General features: G+C 62.7%; 13 protein-coding genes. 7 read left to right on the forward strand and 6 right to left on the reverse strand.

Features of this window, described 5'->3' with window-relative positions; all coding sequences use genetic code 11:
• Nucleotide 1 precedes the first annotated feature (1 nt).
• From B0G75_RS35110 to B0G75_RS35125, 4 genes are all read right to left on the reverse strand, one after another.
• Nucleotides 2-1,606, reverse strand: coding sequence for a gamma-glutamyltransferase family protein (locus B0G75_RS35110; RefSeq protein ID WP_106314403.1), 1,605 nt, complete (start codon nt 1,604-1,606; stop codon nt 2-4).
• A gap of 20 nt (nt 1,607-1,626) precedes the next feature.
• Nucleotides 1,627-2,535 carry a LysR family transcriptional regulator gene (locus tag B0G75_RS35115; RefSeq protein WP_106314404.1) on the reverse strand — a complete coding sequence of 303 codons (909 nt, stop codon included), beginning with the start codon at nt 2,533-2,535 and terminating at the stop codon, nt 1,627-1,629.
• A gap of 70 nt (nt 2,536-2,605) precedes the next feature.
• On the reverse strand, nt 2,606-3,778 hold the full coding sequence (locus B0G75_RS35120) for an MFS transporter (RefSeq protein ID WP_106314405.1): 1,173 nt from the start codon (nt 3,776-3,778) through the stop codon (nt 2,606-2,608).
• A 70-nt stretch (nt 3,779-3,848) separates the two neighbouring features.
• On the reverse strand, nt 3,849-5,129 hold the full coding sequence (locus tag B0G75_RS35125; protein WP_106314406.1) for a M20/M25/M40 family metallo-hydrolase: 1,281 nt from the start codon (nt 5,127-5,129) through the stop codon (nt 3,849-3,851).
• Nucleotides 5,130-5,958: 829 nt separating this feature from the next.
• On the opposite strand from B0G75_RS35125, the gene B0G75_RS35130 reads away from it, so the two are divergent.
• The 3 genes from B0G75_RS35130 (at nt 5,959) to B0G75_RS35140 (ending at nt 8,460) form a co-directional block, all read left to right on the forward strand.
• Nucleotides 5,959-6,795, forward strand: a complete 837-nt coding sequence (locus B0G75_RS35130) for an AraC family transcriptional regulator (RefSeq protein ID WP_106314407.1) — start codon at nt 5,959-5,961, stop codon at nt 6,793-6,795.
• Nucleotides 6,796-6,873: 78 nt separating this feature from the next.
• Nucleotides 6,874-7,971, forward strand: coding sequence for a low specificity L-threonine aldolase (locus B0G75_RS35135; RefSeq protein WP_106314408.1), 1,098 nt, complete (start codon nt 6,874-6,876; stop codon nt 7,969-7,971).
• A gap of 51 nt (nt 7,972-8,022) precedes the next feature.
• Nucleotides 8,023-8,460, forward strand: coding sequence for a tautomerase family protein (locus B0G75_RS35140; protein WP_106314409.1), 438 nt, complete (start codon nt 8,023-8,025; stop codon nt 8,458-8,460).
• Between the two features lie 282 nt (nt 8,461-8,742).
• Here the strand turns inward: B0G75_RS35140 and B0G75_RS41630 are convergent, their stop codons facing one another.
• Entirely contained in the window at nt 8,743-9,225 is a 483-nt protein-coding gene (locus B0G75_RS41630; protein ID WP_258194847.1) for a hypothetical protein, read from the reverse strand.
• Nucleotides 9,225-10,739 (reverse strand): tetratricopeptide repeat protein, encoded by a 1,515-nt coding sequence (locus B0G75_RS41635; RefSeq protein WP_258194848.1) that lies wholly within the window; start codon nt 10,737-10,739, stop codon nt 9,225-9,227. Before B0G75_RS41635 ends, B0G75_RS41630 begins: the two co-directional genes overlap by 1 nt.
• A gap of 19 nt (nt 10,740-10,758) precedes the next feature.
• Here B0G75_RS41635 and B0G75_RS35150 point away from each other — a divergent pair, with 19 nt between their 5' ends.
• The 4 genes from B0G75_RS35150 to B0G75_RS35165 form a co-directional block, all read left to right on the forward strand.
• Complete coding sequence (locus B0G75_RS35150; protein ID WP_258194849.1) at nt 10,759-11,334, forward strand: tyrosine-type recombinase/integrase; 576 nt, start codon at nt 10,759-10,761, stop codon at nt 11,332-11,334.
• Between the two features lie 203 nt (nt 11,335-11,537).
• Nucleotides 11,538-14,252 (forward strand): alpha-ketoglutarate dehydrogenase, encoded by a 2,715-nt coding sequence (gene mdeB / locus B0G75_RS35155; RefSeq protein WP_106314410.1) that lies wholly within the window; start codon nt 11,538-11,540, stop codon nt 14,250-14,252.
• A 137-nt stretch (nt 14,253-14,389) separates the two neighbouring features.
• Nucleotides 14,390-15,709 (forward strand): dihydrolipoyllysine-residue acetyltransferase, encoded by a 1,320-nt coding sequence (aceF, locus tag B0G75_RS35160; RefSeq protein WP_258194850.1) that lies wholly within the window; start codon nt 14,390-14,392, stop codon nt 15,707-15,709.
• Nucleotides 15,710-15,795: 86 nt separating this feature from the next.
• Nucleotides 15,796-16,367, forward strand: a 572-nt coding sequence (locus B0G75_RS35165; protein ID WP_146142576.1) for a biotin/lipoyl-containing protein, incomplete at its 3' end; no start/stop codon positions are given.

Below are 16,367 nucleotides of genomic sequence, written 5' to 3' on the forward strand. Positions count from 1 at the left end.
GTCACCAGCCGATCGCCGCGCCGTCGCTGCGCGGATCGTGTCCTCCTTCGAAATATCCATTCGGATAACGGATGATCGCACCCGCATGGCCCATCGTTTCGTCGTAGGGCAGCAGCACATCGACTTCATGGCCGAGGCTGCGAAGCGCCGCGGCAGTTCCGTCACCGAAGCGCGCTTCGAGCTTGAGCGAATCGCTCGCCTGTCCCCACGTGCGGCCGAGCAGCCAGCGCGGCGCATCGATGGCCGTCTGCGGATTCCATCCGTACCGCGCGATGCGCGTGAACACCGCGCTCTGCGATTGCGGCTGACCGTCGCCGCCCATGTTGCCGTAGACCATCGTGCGTCCATCGGCGAAACGCGCGAGCGCAGGATTCAGCGTGTGGAACGGCCGGCGACCCGGCATCAGCGGATTGCGCGAGGCTGCGTCGAGCGAAAAGCTGCAGCCGCGGTTCTGCCAGTTGACGCCCGACGAAGGCAGCACGATTCCGCTGCCGAACTCGTGATAGATGCTCTGGATGAAGCTGACGGCGACGCCATTGCCGTCGATGACGCCGAGCCATACCGTGTCGGCGGGACCAAGTCCGTTGCTCCACGGCGCGGCTCGATCCATCGAGATTTGCGCCGCGAGTTCGTCGAGACGCCTGGGCGCGAGCAACGCTTGCGGATCGACGTCCATGTAATCGGGATCGGTGACGTGCGCATCGCGGACCGCGAATGCGAGCTTCGTCGCCTCGACGCACGCGTGAACATACTCCGGGCCGAGCGGGTCCATGTCGTCGCGCAGCACACGGTCGAGAAGCCCGACGATGATGAGCGAAACGACGCCCTGCGTCGGCGGCGGCATGTTGTAGACGGTGCCGAGCGAATGCGCGAGCGCGAGCGGCGTCACGATCCGCGCGCGGTGCCGTTCCAGATCGCCGGCGCCGAGCGGGCTTCCCAGCGCGCTCAGTTCCGCCGCCATGCTGCGCGCGAGATCGCCGCGATAGAAGTCGTCGAGCCCGTTGCGCACGAGTTGCGCGAGCGTCGCGGCCATGCGCGGCTGCGTAAAGCGATCGCCGGCCTGCAAGGGCGAGGGCATGAAGGTGTCCGCGAAGCCGGGCACGCTTGCGAGTTCGTCGCGCTTGGAGGCGATGCATCGCGCCTGACTGTCCGTGATGGGCACGCCGTGCGTCGCATAGTCGATCGCATCGTCGAGCAGGCGCGACAGCGGCAGGCGTCCGCCGAGCACTGTGCGCGACCACTCGAACGCCGCATGCCAGCCCGACACCGTGCCCGCAACCGTATTCGCGGCAAGCGGCCCGCGATGCGGAATGCGGTCGAGCCCGAGCGCGCGATACCGCTTGATCGTCGCCGCCGACGCAGCCGCGCCGCACGCCTCGATGCCGATGGGTTCGGCGCCCGGCCGCGAGATCAGCCAGAAGCCGTCACCGCCGATGCCGTTCATGTGCGGATAGACGACCGCGATGGTCGCGGCGGCGGCGATCATGGCTTCGACGGCGTTGCCGCCTTCGCGCAGCACGGCGAGCGCGCTCTGCGAGGCGAGCGAGTGCGGCGCGACCGCCATGCCGCGCGTGCCGCGCGACGGATTAAAGGTCCGAATGGTCATGGCTCGGGTGTCGGGAAGGTTCAGGGTTGAACGGCGCGAGGCTTCATTTGCGCGCGCATGATTTTTTTGCACATCTGCACGAACTGATCGACGAGCGCGGAACGCTCGCCGCTGATCGCGAGGCTCGCGACGACCGGAATCGCGATCTCCGGCGCGAGCGGCGCGACGTTAAGGCCGAACGCGCGCGCGGAGAGCGCCGAGAATTCATCGACGATCGTAATGAGCCGCGAGCGCGCGGCAAGCGCGATGAGCGAGTGATACGACTGCGCCGTGATGGTCGTGCGCACGTTGAGCGCATACTCCTCGAAGCGCTTGTTGAGCAGGCGGCCGACCGGATCGTCGGGGTCGGGGCCGAGGATCTCGCGCCCGTCGAAGGCGGCGAGGTCGATTGACGCGGCGTCCTCGAGCACGCCGGGATGACCCACGCACACAAGCCGGCTCGACGCCAGCTCGATCTCGCGGATCGCCGGATGCGCGATGCTGTGATAGAGCACGCCGACATCGGCGTCCATCAACGCGATGTTCGAGACCGCGGTCGCCGAGTAATCGGAGCGCACGGAGAGCCTCACGTTCGGATGCATCGCGGCGAACGCCAGCGCCGCATCCGCGACGACGGTCTGCGCGAGCGCCGGTGCGGCCAGCACGCGGATCGACGATTCGTCGGTGCCGCCGCGCAGGTTGCCGGCGAGCCGCTGCACAGCGTGCAACTGCTCGTCGAGCTTCATGATCTCGGGAAAGAGGCGCTGCGCCTCGCGCGTCGGAACAAGCTTGCCGCGCGTGCGCTCGAACAGTGGATAGCCAAGCTGGCGCTCCGCGCTCTGCAGGATCTGCGTGACCGCCGGCTGCGTGAGCGACAGCAGCGTGGCGGCGGCCTTCAGCGTGCCCGTGACGCGGATCGCGTTGACTACCTCTATGTGCCTCAGTCTCATCGAATGTCGTTTCCGGTCGGGGTCGGGCAAGCCGGGCGAGCCGGCCCGCGCGGCAAGACCGGCGCTACGCTCACGCGTTGTTCAGCGCGTTCTCCTCGATGCGCGCGGGCTGATAGCGCAACCTGAACCAGAGGATACAGGTAAGCGCGACCACGGCGGTGACCATCACGTACCACGCGGGCACGAACTTGCTGCCGGTCTCGTTGGCGATCCATGTGCAGATCATCAGCGAGAGGCCGCCGAAGACCGCGAAGGTCAGGTTGTGCACGATCGCGATGCAGGTCGTGCGCGTGCCGTGCGGAAACAGCTCCGCGACGAACGCGGGCATCGCGCCCTGGAACACCATCACGCAGGCGGTGAGGCCGGTGATGCAGAGCACGTACACGCCGACCGTAGGCTGCGCGACCATCAGATGGAATGCCGGCATCGTGAGCGCGACGGTCAGCAGCGTGCCCGCCGTGATGAGCGCGAGCCGTCCCACGCGGTCCGACAGCGCGCCGAACACGGGCGGCAGGAAGATCTGCGCGACGGAGTAGCCCATCGCGCCGAGCATCGAATCGGCCGGGGAGAGGCCGAGCACCTTCTGCGCATAGAGCGGAATGAACACGCCCAGTAGATAGTTCGTCGACGCGGCGAGCGAGTAGAGCCCGATCGCGGCCGCGATGCGCGCCTTGGCGTTCGCGAGCGTCTCGCGCAGCGGACTTTGCTCGTGCCGGCTCGCCTCGAACTCGGGCGTTTCGTCGACGCGGCGGCGAATCCAGTAGCCGAACGGCACGATCGCGAGGCCGATGAAGAACGGCACACGCCATCCCCACGACAGCAGCGTTTCAGGCGTCATCAGGCGTGTCGTGCCGAGGCCGACGATGCTCGCGAGTCCCGTCGCAAGCCCGATGCCGACCACCTGATAGCTCGCGAAATAGCCCTTCATGCCGCGCGGCGCGTGCTCGGTGACAAACGAGACCGTCGAGCCGAACTCGCCGCCCGCCGAGAAGCCCTGCAGGATCTTGCCGATCACGACCGCGCCGAGCGGCCGGATGAAGTAGCTGATGCCGAAGGTCGCGGCGGTGGCGAGCATCGACGTGTAGGCGTCGCCCGTCGGAAAGAACGCCTTCGCGAGGATGGCGGCGAGAAAGCCGTAGATGAAGAGATCATAGAACTCGAGCATGTTGCCGACGAGCGTGGAGGCCAGAATGCGCCGGAACTTGCCGCGCTGCTCCCGGCTGAGACTGAGGTCGTGTGACATGGCGTTTTCCTTGGTCGATGCGACGTGTGGAAGCTGACGCGATACGCGATACGAAAGCCGGACGGGCCGTTCAGATGCCGTGCAGGTAATCGAAGGCGGTGAGGGCGTAGATTTCGCCGAGCGCGCGCAGCTCGTCGATGTGGACGTGCTCGTCGAACGAGCCCATGTTGTGCGCGGTGAGTCCGCAGACCACGGTGGGCACGCCGTGCATGCGGTAGTGACGCGCGTCCGATGCGCCCACGCGCATGTTGACGACCGGCTCGATGCCGAGCCGCGCCGCGCAATTGCGGCGCACGCGCTGCACGATCTCGTGATCGGGCGAGGTCCAGTTCGGCTCGTAGCGCCGCGTGATCTCGACGCTGACGCCTTCGTGCCGCGCGACGATCTCGTTGATGCGCGCCTCGATCTGCGCGACGCTCGCGCCGACCGGCAGGCGGATGTCGGCGGTGGCGCACGCGTGATCCGCGACGAGATTCGAAAGGCGGCCGCCCTGAACGGTGCCGAAGGTGACCGTCACGCGGCGAAGCACGTCGCTTTCGCCGCAGCCGGACAGTGCTTCAGATACGGGGCCCGCGTGTTCGATCGCGGCGAGCACGTCGGCGGGCGCATCGACAGGATGATCGCGGAGCGTCTTCATATCCTGAATGGCGTCGAGCAGCCGCTCGATGGCGCTGATGCCGCGATGAACGTGGGCCGCATGCGCCGACTTGCCGGACGCGTCCAGCCGCAGCCAGATCATGCCTTTCTCGCCGAAGCGCAGGACGGCGGGCGAGCCGGTGTCGGCGCTGATCATCGCGTCGCCGGAGGCTTCGGGCACGTGCTTTAGCAGATAGCCTGCCCCCTCTGTACCCATGCTTTCCTCGTCGCCGACGAAGGTCGCGACGATTTCGCCCGGCAACGTGTCGCGCATTGAGGCAAGGTGGCGCAGCGCGAACACGATTGCCGCGATGCCGCCTTTCATGTCGGAGACGCCCAGGCCGTAGAGCTTGCCGTCGCGGGCCTCGCCGTTGGGGTCGGCGCTCCAGCGATCCGCATCGACGAGCGGGAAGGTGTCGAGATGGCCGTTGAAGACGAGCCGCCGGCCGGGCCGCGCACCGCGCACCCGCACGACGAGGTTCATCACGTGCGGAAGGGTGCCGTATCGCGTGATCTCGACGCCGCTGCCCGCTAGCATGGCCTCAATGCGTTGTGCGACGGCGTGCGTGTCGCCGGGCGGATACGGGCTCGGCTCCGCGACCAGCGCGCGCGCCAGATCGACAACTTTCTGACTGCTTGCGGCGACGGCGCGCGCAAGGGCGCGCCGCAGATCGGATACTTCGGCGCTGCGGGCGACGAGAACGTCGACTTGCATGGATGACCTCCGTGGATTCGTTGCGTTTCCGGCGCGCACAGGCGCGTCGGGCATGAATGCATGGTCGGTGGCCGATTTCTCCGCGTCGAATTAGGCAAAAAGGAGGGGGTATAAGTAAAACTTAATTGCGCGCGGGATCGGTTCAAACGCGATTCATCAGACTGGGCGGGTGATCTCAGGCATCGACCCATAGATACGACAGCCTGTCGCGGTCGAGGCATAGTTGAGCCTGCGCAAAGGGGTAAGAGCGTGGAGACCTTCGTCGACTTTTGTCTACCTTGGTGGCGAGGTGCGGCCACTTTCTGCCGCTCGCCTGAGGCAGGTACTTGTCACCCAAACGACTGCTCCACTTCGAAACCGGCCCAATGGGCGATACGCGCTTGTCGGCCACCGCGGACATCGCTGACGATGTTGGAACGACAGCAATCGGTCAGGACTCGTTCGCCGCACCGCGGATGCACGGCAAGCGTCGGCTATGGTTGAGGTGCAAGCATTTGTCGTGAGACAGCGCTCGACCAATACTGCCGCTTCGTAGCTAATGGAACCGGTCACTCGACTGGCGGTTTTTGTCAGGAAGCTGTTCTTTCTCGGACATGTATGCCGGTGCGGCGCTGTCTGCGCAATCTTCAGGGCCTATTGCGGTCGTCGTCCTTCTTTGGTTCTGCGTCCGAAAAGCAATACAAGCCGCAGCGTTGATCGCAGGCTGGTTTGAGCATCCAGGATGTAGCCGGCGTGCCATCTGCGAAAATGCGATCATTGGTGAAATGGAGGCAAGCAGGTTTCGAACGCGTGTTCGGGCCGAACCTTCCCGACATCCCGGGTCAGTCAAATGGATCGTGTACCACCGCACATTCCCAATCGGGCGAAGTTCTGGCGGGAGCCTGCATTCGCAAGTATCGAGATGCTACAGGCGACCTACCGTACTCATCGGTTTCCGCCACACGCGCACGACGAGTTTGCGTTCGGCGTCATTGAGCGCGGTGCACAGGCATACCTCGACGCGCGTGGACACCGTCTCGTGATGCCCGAACGCACGATCTGCGTCATCAATCCCGGCAGCGTGCACGAAGGGCGACCCGCGCTCGAGGGAGGCTGGGACTACCGGATGATGTATGTGCCGACCGCCGACCTGGCGAACATGCTGAACCATGAGCGCCGGCCATTGAGAAGCACGCTCCATTTCTCCGAGACGGTCATTGACGACCCGCAGACGATGCGGTTGCTGTACGAAGCCCATCGTTGTTCGGAATCGACCGACATTCATCCTTTGGAAAAGGCCTCGCGTCTCACCGCAGCGTTGTTTCAACTGGTCCAGCGGCACGCACAGACAGCTCCGCGCACCGACTTTTCAACGTTGCTGCCGGGCGCGGTTAAACGGGCACGCGAATATATCGATGCGCACTTCGTCGAGAACCCGACCCTCGACGTGATCGCAGAAGTCGCCGGAATGAGTTCCTATCAGCTTATTCGCGTGTTCAAGCATTCCGTCGGTATGGCGCCGCACGCGTACCTGGTCCAGCGCCGGGTCGCGATGGCAAAGCAGCTCTTGCTGAAGGGGCAGCCGCTGAGGCAGGTTGCCGTCGAAGTCGGATACTGCGACCAAGGGCATCTAACCCGAGAATTCCGACGCTTTTTCGGCGTACCGCCAAGTCGCTCACACCGTTAATAAGCGCAACTTTATCCAAAAGTACGCACCTGCAGCAATACACAATCTGGGCACGACAATCATCCCGGAGAGCACGAAATGATCGACCTGCGTAGCGATACTTGCAGCCAGCCCACGGCGGCCATGCGAGAAGCCATGGCGTCTGCATCGGTAGGCGATGACGTCTATGGCGACGACCCGACCGTAAGGGAGCTGGAGCACGAAGTAGCGGAATTGCTGGGCAAAGAGGACGCCGTATATATGGTGACCGGCACCATGACCAATCAGGTCGCCATCCGGGCCCACACGGAACCGGGCGACGCGGTGCTGTTCGATCAGAACGCACACGTTTATATTCTTGAGGGTGGGGCGCCAGCTGCTTTCTCAGGTGTGCTCCCGCGGCTTTTGCCCGGCGTGCGCGGCGTGTTCTCCCCGAAAGACCTGGCGGATGCACTAGGTGTGCCGCATCGATTCTTTCCGGCTACGATACCCGCGCCGGTCAAGCTGCTGTGTCTTGAGAACACTCACAACATCGGCGGGGGGAAAGTGTGGCCGATCGAGCAACTTGTCGGTGTTTGCGATGCAGCCCGATCGAAAGGCCTGGCGCTGCATCTCGATGGGGCGCGGTTGTGGCATGCAACGGCGGCTACAGGTATTCCTGAGCGCGACTACGCAAAGCACTTCGACACTGTCAGCGTGTGTTTTTCCAAGGCCCTAGGCGCACCGGTTGGCTCCGCGCTGGCCGGCCCGCACGACTTTATTGCTCGGGCACGTCGTTTCAAGCAACAAATCGGAGGCGGCTTCCGTCAGGCGGGCATCATCGCGGCGGGGGCGCTCTATGCGTTGCGTAACCATCGTGCCCGTCTGGTGGAAGATCATGAGCATGCGCAAATGCTTGCCCACGGAATTGCATCTTTGCCAGGAATCGCACTGGACGTTGCGTCTGTGGAAACCAATATTGTGCGTTTCGGCGTGACATCGCTGCTCGCTGGCGAATTCGTCGAGAAGCTCCACGCAAAAGGTCTCTACGTTCTTCCGTCCGGCGCCGATGGGGTTCGCGCAATCCCTTATCTCAACATTTCCCGTCAGCAAATTCAGCAAGCTATTGACGTTATCGCCTCCGTCCTTGAGCCTTACTCGGCTGCTGCGGGGACGCTTGGCTCGCAAGTGGGACGCGCGGCAGCCGCCGGATATTGAACATTCCACTCAAACCTTTTCACTGAAACAGCGATTTACAGGAGACCGTCAATGCCAACCTACGTTGTCGCGGCTGCGGAAGGCCGCCTGGACGCTCAGCTGAAGCATGCGATCGCTTCCGGCATCACGCAAGCGCACAGTGAGGCGACAGGCGCCCAAGCGTTCTTTGCCCAGGTGATATTCCAGGACATTGCCGCCGGGAATCACTTTCTGGCGGGTCAACCGGTAAAGTCGGACCACATTTTCGTACACGGCGAGATTCGAGCGGGGCGAACGTCCGAGCAAAAACAACGATTACTCGAGCGTATCTTAGGTATCGTGGTTGACGAGGCTTGCACGCCGAGCCGCCACGTTTGGGTCTACCTGTCGGAGTTGCCGCCGTCGCAGATGGTCGAATTCGGTAGAGTCCTTCCTGAACCCGGGTGCGAAGCACAGTGGCTCGAGGGAATGTCCGGTGAAGATCGAAGATTTCTAGATGCGCTCGGCTGACTGCGCTTCATGGTTCCGAGCGACGTTGAGGGAAAGCCGTCCGCGGGCTCGCGTGACCGGACGGCTCCTACACCGGCCCGTTCGACTGCGATTGCCCGAGCGTCGGGTCCGGTCGGCTCCGGCTGACCGCGTCGGGCGGCAGCCGGCCAGGAATGGACGGGCGAACCCGTTGCACATTACCGTCTCAACGGCGGTTCCATACGCGAAAGCGGACGCTTGTAACGGAGCCGTACGGTGCTTGCTTGCGCTATCGCAAGTCTGAATAACGGCATCGCCGTCGCGTCAGTGCAACTCAGTTACCGTCGCGCTCAGATTCGCAGCGATTTCGCGAGCGCGCTGTTTCTCGTCATCGCTCATGCGTTCGGACAGTCTCGACTCGACGATCCTGATCGCTGTGACATATACCGGCACACCGCCACTCGCTTCGAAACCGGCACGCGAGCGGGCTATCCATGCGGCGCCGATCGAACGGTCGCGCGGCACACCGTTTCCGGTCAGAAAGCGCATGCCGATGCCGTATTGCATCAGCGGATTGCCCAGCAATGCTTCGTTCAGGCATGACAAACCATCCCAGCGCTGGCGCAATTCGCCAGCACGTGTGAGGGAGTCGTTGCGCCACGGGTTTGACGCCGCATCGGCTGGAATCAGCCAGCGTCGCTCATTGCCAGCGAGCTCGGCTTCCGCGCCGGTAGCCAGCGCGTGCAAAGCCAGCGCGATCTGCGACTGCTCAGCGCCGCCTCGCGCGCCTTGCTGATGCAATTGCATCACCTGTGCGGGGTTACGCGTCGCGAGCGGGCCGATTTCGTACAGCGTAGCGAGATCGCTGGCTGCCAGTCGTCGCCTGCGGCCATCGCTTTGCCAAGCCGGACGCGGCCCGCCTCTGCATCGCGCTCAACGCCGCGCCCATAGGCGTAAGCCACGCCCACCATCCGTTGGGCTTCTACGTCGGCGGGCGCTGCCTTCGATGCCCACGTGAACGCCTCATACTCGTCGACGCGGCCGCCCAGGCCTGTGAACAGGTGCCACGCGAGCGAAGTTTGAGCCGATGCGTTGCCCTGTTCCGCGGCACGCCGGAACCAGTATGTCGCTGCTGAAAGATCGGACGACACCCCTTCGCCGAGATCGTAGCTGTCGCCGAGCATCGACTGGTATTTCGCGTCGCCCTGATTCGCAACTTTCCATTGCCAGTACACGCGGTTCGTATCATTGGCGATGTCGCTACCCTTGTCGGCGAGAACTTTCATCGCCATCACATTCCCGCTGCGCGCGGCGGCCTGACACCAGCGCGCCGCATAGTCGGGACGACGTTGCATGCTCGGGTTTCCATTCGAATACGCACTACAAAGCCATGCTTGCGATGCTGGATCGCCGAGCTGCGCACCTTGGGAAAACCAGTTGAGCGCGACGCCGGTGTCCTGCTTGCCCGCGATTCCGCGCGCGTACGTATAGCCGAGTGCGCCGTAAGCCGCGGGAACACGGCGTGCCGCAGCCGCTTCGAGCCACTCGACGCCTGTCTTTCCCGCTAAAGATTGATGATGTTCCGTCAGATAGCCACCGAGCGACACGCTACTTGCGGAATCGCCTGCGTTGGTCGCGAGCGTCAGATAATGGAGCCCGAGCGATTCGTCACGCGGCACTTCGGTGCCCGCGAGATATTGATTTCCGATCCAGCGCGCCGACTCCACGTTGCCACGGTCCGCAGCGAAGCGGTACCAGCGCATCGCCTGGTTCTTGTCGACGGTCGTGCCTTGCCCCTGCCACGCCATGGCGGCGGCAGCGACCGCGGCGTCGGCGCTGCCGCGCCCGGCGCCCTCTCTGGCTAGCTTGAACGCCTTGATGTGATCGACCGGCTCGCCGAACTCCGAAGGCAGGGGAACGGGGAACGCGAAACTGTGCCCTTCGAGAAGGGGCTGATTCGCGACCTCGACGGCCGTGTCGTCCTTCAACGTGCCGAGCGGAGTCAGTTCAGACCCGACGTTTTGTCGCAGCAGGTCTGCGACACCGTAGCTCAGATAGAAGTCGGACCAGTCCTTCCCGGGGGACTCCACGCCTGGGGTCAACAGTTCGGCGATCACGCCATTATTACGGCGGTTCACGAACGTGTCTTTGAACGGCGATGGCTTGTTCGGGTTCGACTGATCACGCCATTCAGCGTCGATCACTAGACGCGCGTAAGGCAACGGGTGGCTACCGTTCGCTGGCAACTTCTGGCGAATCGCATCGGGCAAGCGCCGTTCGTCGAACATGTCGTCGAGATACGCAGATGGGTCAGCCAGCACCTTCCTGCGCTTGACGGCAGTGCACTCGTTCTTCCGGTATGCGGCCTTCGAGATGCCGTCACACTCAGCGCACATCCAGCGTGTGCTGGCCATCCCGGCCAAGCGCTTTAGCCGCGCATTGGTCCCATTCCTGAGCCGACAGGAGGTCGATGCGTTGCTGGCCGCGCCGGACCAGCAGACTTGGTCTGGTCGCCGCGATCACGCTCTGTTGTTGTTGGCTGTGCAGACGGGGTTACGCCTGTCCGAGCTGACCGGCCTCCGGCGCGAGGACCTGCACATTGGCACCGGCGCGCATGTACGCGTGTTTGGCAAGGGGCGCAAGAAGCGTTGCACGCCATTGAGCAAGAGCACCCGCGCCGTGTTGGCCGCGTGGGTTCGAGAGCCGCCGCGGGCCGAGAATCAGCCACTGCTCCCCAATGCGCGCGGCGGTCGGTTGAGCGCACACGGCGTTCACTACCTGCTTCACAAGCATGTCTTAGCGGCCACGAACAAATGCTGTTCGCTGAAGAACAAGCGCGTGAGCCCGCATGTGTTGCGACACACGACAGCGATGGACACCAGCGGGGAAACGGTGACCGTGATACAGCGATTTTGATTTTTTCATCGCGCTATCTTACGCGACGGCCCCATCAACCTGACAACGCCTCAAAAAGAAATGCTGTAAATCAGCCCTTTCGCAGAAGAGATTGCAGGCGACACCGCTTCGCCAGCCTTAAATACGACCGCACATTCTGCTGCATCCCCCGTAATCTTTGCGCACTCGCCACTTAATTCGCATTGCTCTTACGGAGTTGCCAGATGACCGACTTATCGACGGGAACACCCTCGATCCTTTCTTTGGGCCAGACGAAAGTCGACGACGATCCACAGGAAACCGCCGAATGGCTCGCCGCGCTGGATGGCGTGGTCCGGCATGCCGGCGCTGAACGGGCGCAATACCTGTTCGATCGGCTCGCGGCCCACGCGTCATCCAACGGTATCGCAACGGCGTGCCTGAATATCACGCCCTACGCGAATACGATTGCCGTCGATCAGCAGTCTCCGTATCCCGGCGACCTCGATATCGAAGAAAAACTCGCTGCAGCGCTGCGCTGGAATGCGCTGGCCATGGTAGTGCGGGCCAATCGCGCCTATGGCGAACTGGGCGGACATATTGCCAGCTACGCGTCGGCGGTCGACCTGTTCGAAGTCGGCTTCAACCATTTCTTTCGTGGGCCGAACGATGCTCACGGCGGCGATCTCGTTTATTTTCAGCCGCATTCGGCGCCCGGCGTCTATGCGCGGGCTTACCTCGAAGGCTTTCTCAACGAGACGCATCTCGAACACTACCGGCAGGAAATCACCGGTGAGGGTCTGTGTTCCTATCCGCATCCGTGGCTGATGCCGGACTTCTGGCAGTTCCCGACCGGCTCCATGGGCATCGGGCCGATCAACTCGATCTACCAGGCGCGCTTCATGCGCTATCTGCAGAACCGCGGGCTGCAACGCACGGAAGGCCGTAAAGTGTGGGGCTATTTCGGCGACGGCGAAATGGACGAGCCCGAGGCGATCGGCGCGCTTTCGCTGGCCGCGCGCGAAGGACTCGACAATCTCGTGTTCGTGATCAACTGCAATCTGCAGCGGCTCGACGGACCGGTGCGCAGCAATGGCCGCATCATCGACGAACTCGAAGCGCAGTTCACCGGGGCGAGCTGGAACGTCATCAAGGTGCTGTGGGGTTCGGACTGGGACGCGCTGTTCGCGCGCGATCGAACGGGGGCATTGGTGCGCGCGTTCGCGCATACCGTGGACGGCCAGTTCCAGACGTTTTCCGCCAACGACGGTGCCTACAATCGCGAACGTTTTTTCGGGCAGAACTCTGAACTGGCGGCGCTTGCCGCGCATCTGAGCAACGACGATATCGACTGTCTGCGGCGCGGAGGTCACGACGTGCGCAAACTGCACGCGGCCTACGAAAAGGCATCAAGACACAGCGGTCAACCCACCGTCATTCTTGCGAAGACGATGAAGGGCTTCGGCATGGGTTCGATCGGCCAGGGACGCATGACCACGCATCAGCAAAAGAAACTCGACATTGACCAGTTGAAAGCGTTTCGCGACCGCTTCCGCCTGCCCCTCTCCGACGCCGACGTCGAACAACTCAAGTTCTATAAGCCGGAGGAGAGCAGTGCCGTCATGCAGTATCTGCACGGGCGCCGGTCAATGCTGGGCGGCTACCTTCCCAGAAGGCGCACAGCGGCATCGCATACACCGGCCGTGCCCGCGATGTCGTCGTGGGGGCAATTCGCGCTGGACACGAACGGCAAGGAAATGTCGACCACAATGGCGATCGTGCGCATGCTCGGCAATCTGCTGAAGGATGCCGCGCTGGGTGCACGTGTGGTGCCCGTCGTCGCGGACGAGGCGCGCACCTTCGGCATGGCCAATCTGTTCCGGCAAGTCGGTATCTATTCGCCGCTCGGTCAACTGTACGAGCCGGAAGACATGGGTTCGATGCTCTATTACCGCGAGGATACCGGCGGGCAAATACTCGAAGAAGGCATCTCGGAGGCGGGTGCGGTGTCGTCGTGGATTGCCGCGGCGACGTCGTACAGCGTGCACGATCTGCCGATGCTGCCGTTTTATATCTACTACTCCATGTTCGGCTTCCAGCGTATCGGCGACCTGATCTGGGCAGCCGCGGACCAGCGCGCACGCGGCTTCCTGATCGGTGCGACGGCCGGCAAGACGACGCTTAGTGGTGAGGGTCTGCAGCATCAGGACGGCACGAGCCACCTGGCGGCCTCGACAATACCGAACTGTCGTGCCTACGATCCGGCCTTTGCGTACGAAGTGGCGATGATCGTCGACGAAGGCATGCAGGAGATGATCGAGCGTCAGCGCGACGTGTTCTATTACATGACGGTCACCAATGAAAACTACGCGCAACGTCCGTTAGCGGAAGCCGATGTCGATCGTGTCCGGCGCGGCGTACTCAAAGGGATGTACGTGCTGGAACCCGCGCGGATCGAGACCGCTCAAGTTCAATTGCTGGGCTCGGGCGCGATTCTCGGTGAAGTGCAGGTTGCCGCCCAGATGCTGAAAGACGACTGGAATATCGACGCGGCGGTATGGAGCGTGACCAGCTTTACCGAATTGCATCGCGACGGTGTGGCCGCGGAGCGCGCCCGGCGACTGCTGGAGCGTGATGAACCGGCGGTGCCTTATGTGACGGCATCGCTGGCCGCTACGCGTGGGCCGGTCATCGCCGCGACTGACTATGTGCGCGCCGTACCCGAACTGATCCGTGCCTACGTGCCGTCCCGCTATGTCGTGCTCGGCACCGACGGATTTGGGCGCAGCGATACACGCGCAGCGTTGCGGGCGTTCTTCGAAGTGGACCGTGCGTCGATCGTGATCGCCGCGTTGAAAGCACTCGTCGATGAAGGTCAGCAGGATTCGGGCATCGTGCGTCAGGCAATCGATAGATATGGGCGAAACGGAACCGGGCTGATCGAGCCCTGGCTTGTCTAACGCTCCATGCCCCGATGAAGCGCATGAGCGCGATTCGCAAATCGCGGGAAAATCAAAGATCAGGTGAAGCGCGTCCGGCTATATGAAGAGCTCGGCGCCGGCTATTGAAACGCTTGCTGTTGGAGACAAATGTGCGGGTGACACGAATAGAAGTGCCGGACATCGGCGATTACAAGGACATTCCGGTTATCGAAGTTCTGGTGCAAGTAGGACAACGCGTCGAGCAGGAACAATCGCTTGTCATGCTCGAATCGGACAAGGCGACGATGGATGTGGCCAGCCCGACCGCTGGCGTGATCAAAGAGCTGAACGTCTCGGTTGGTGACAAGGTATCGCAAGGCGTGGTGATCGTGCTGCTCGAAAGCGAGGGGACGGAGCACAATGAGGTGGTGTCTAGCCCAGCGGTCGCCGCCTCCGTTGCGCAAGATCCCGCGCAGCCGGAGACGAATGTCACGACAGTGCCGGTGCCCGAACCAGAATCCGCGCCAGCACCATTGCATCGCACCTTGGCGCGCGAAAGCGAGCCAGTTCCCGAAAGCCATGCATCGCCGTCGGTGCGTAAGCTCGCGCGAGAACTTGGAGTCGAGATATCACGCGTGCAGGGCAGCGGTCCGAAGCAGCGCATTACATTGGACGACGTTACCGCGTTCGTCAGAAACGTGATGACGACATCGTCCGGCACGCCCGCAGTCCCGCCGTCGCCGGTCTCGGCAAACGGCGCGGAACTGGGTTTATTGCCGTGGCCAAGGGTCGACTTTGCGAAATTCGGTCCTGTCGATTCGCGGCCACTGTCGCGCATCAAAAAGATCTCTGGCGCCACCCTGCATCGCAACTGGGTGATGATCCCGCACGTCACGAACAACGACGAAGCGGATATCACCGAACTGGAGGCACTACGTACACAACTGAACGGGGAATACGAGAAGTCAGGCGTGAAGTTCACGATACTGGCCTTCGTGATCAAGGCGGTCGTTGCCGCATTGAAGAAATTCCCGGCGCTCAATGCAAGCCTCAAGGGTGACAACCTCGTGTTCAAGCACTACTACCACATCGGTTTCGCGGCTGATACGCCAAATGGTCTCGTCGTGCCCGTCATCCGTGATGCGGATAGAAAGGGGCTCGTCGAGATTGTGAGGGAAATGGGTGAACTGTCGAAGCTTGCCCGGGAAGGCAAGCTCAAACCCGATCAGATGCAGGGCGGCTGCTTTTCGATCTCGTCGCTTGGTGGGATCGGCGGCACGCATTTCACGCCGATCGTCAATGCGCCGGAAGTGGCGATTCTCGGCTTGTCGCGCAGCGCGATGAAGCCGGTCTGGGACGGCCAGCAGTTCGTGCCGCGCCTGATCCTGCCGCTCTCCCTGTCGTTCGATCATCGTGCTTTGGACGGCGCTGAAGCAGGACGCTTCAACGCGTACCTGGTTTCGCTATTGGCGGATTACCGCCGGATGCTGCTCTGACGAAGCGGGCGGGCGATTTTGCACGAGACGGCGATAGAGCGTCTTTATGCTTGAACAGAAATGCGAGCGACACAACAAGGGGTTTCATGAGCGCAATAGAGATCAAGGTGCCGGATATCGGCGATTACAAGGAAGTCCTCGTTGTCGAAATTGTCGTGAAGATCGGTGATCGGGTGGAGAAGGAGCAATCCCTGATTACGCTCGAATCCGACAAGGCGACCATGGACGTGCCGAGTCCAGTCTCCGGCGTCGTCAAGGAATTGAGCGTCCGGGTTGGCGATAGCGTTTCGAAAGGCACGTTGATCGCGCTTCTTGACGGTGTTGGCGAAGTGGGTGCCGTGAGTTCGCCGCCGGCCGTTGCGCTACAGGAGCCGAAGAAAGAGTCAGCCCAGCCGCAAGGCGGCAGTTTCTCCGGTAACGCGGATATCGAATGCGACATGCTCGTGCTCGGTTCGGGCCCCGGCGGCTATTCGGCGGCGTTCCGTTCGGCTGACCTGGGGATGAAGACCGTGCTGGTCGAGCGCTACTCGATGCTCGGCGGCGTGTGTCTGAACGTCGGCTGTATTCCGTCGAAGGCGCTGTTGCATACCGCGCTCGTGATCGACGAAGCCGAAGCGCTCGGCTCGCACGGCATCACGTTCGGCAAGCCGCAAATCGA

Origin of the sequence: Paraburkholderia sp. BL18I3N2, from assembly GCF_003001875.1 — a bacterium.
GTDB classification, from domain to species: Bacteria; Pseudomonadota; Gammaproteobacteria; order Burkholderiales; family Burkholderiaceae; genus Paraburkholderia; species Paraburkholderia phytofirmans.

Excerpts from the sequence above, each read along its gene's own strand:
- B0G75_RS35125 (WP_106314406.1), bottom strand. The coding sequence starts at position 5,129 with ATGCAAGTCGACGTTCTCGTCGCCCGCAGCGCCGAAGTATCCGATCTG.
- mdeB (WP_106314410.1), top strand. The coding sequence starts at position 11,538 with ATGACCGACTTATCGACGGGAACACCCTCGATCCTTTCTTTGGGCCAG.
- B0G75_RS35135 (WP_106314408.1), top strand. The coding sequence starts at position 6,874 with ATGATCGACCTGCGTAGCGATACTTGCAGCCAGCCCACGGCGGCCATG.
- B0G75_RS35120 (WP_106314405.1), bottom strand. The coding sequence starts at position 3,778 with ATGTCACACGACCTCAGTCTCAGCCGGGAGCAGCGCGGCAAGTTCCGG.
- B0G75_RS35130 (WP_106314407.1), top strand. The coding sequence starts at position 5,959 with ATGGATCGTGTACCACCGCACATTCCCAATCGGGCGAAGTTCTGGCGG.
- B0G75_RS35140 (WP_106314409.1), top strand. The coding sequence starts at position 8,023 with ATGCCAACCTACGTTGTCGCGGCTGCGGAAGGCCGCCTGGACGCTCAG.
- B0G75_RS35115 (WP_106314404.1), bottom strand. The coding sequence starts at position 2,535 with ATGAGACTGAGGCACATAGAGGTAGTCAACGCGATCCGCGTCACGGGC.
- B0G75_RS35110 (WP_106314403.1), bottom strand. The coding sequence starts at position 1,606 with ATGACCATTCGGACCTTTAATCCGTCGCGCGGCACGCGCGGCATGGCG.
- B0G75_RS41630 (WP_258194847.1), bottom strand. The coding sequence starts at position 9,225 with ATGCAATTGCATCAGCAAGGCGCGCGAGGCGGCGCTGAGCAGTCGCAG.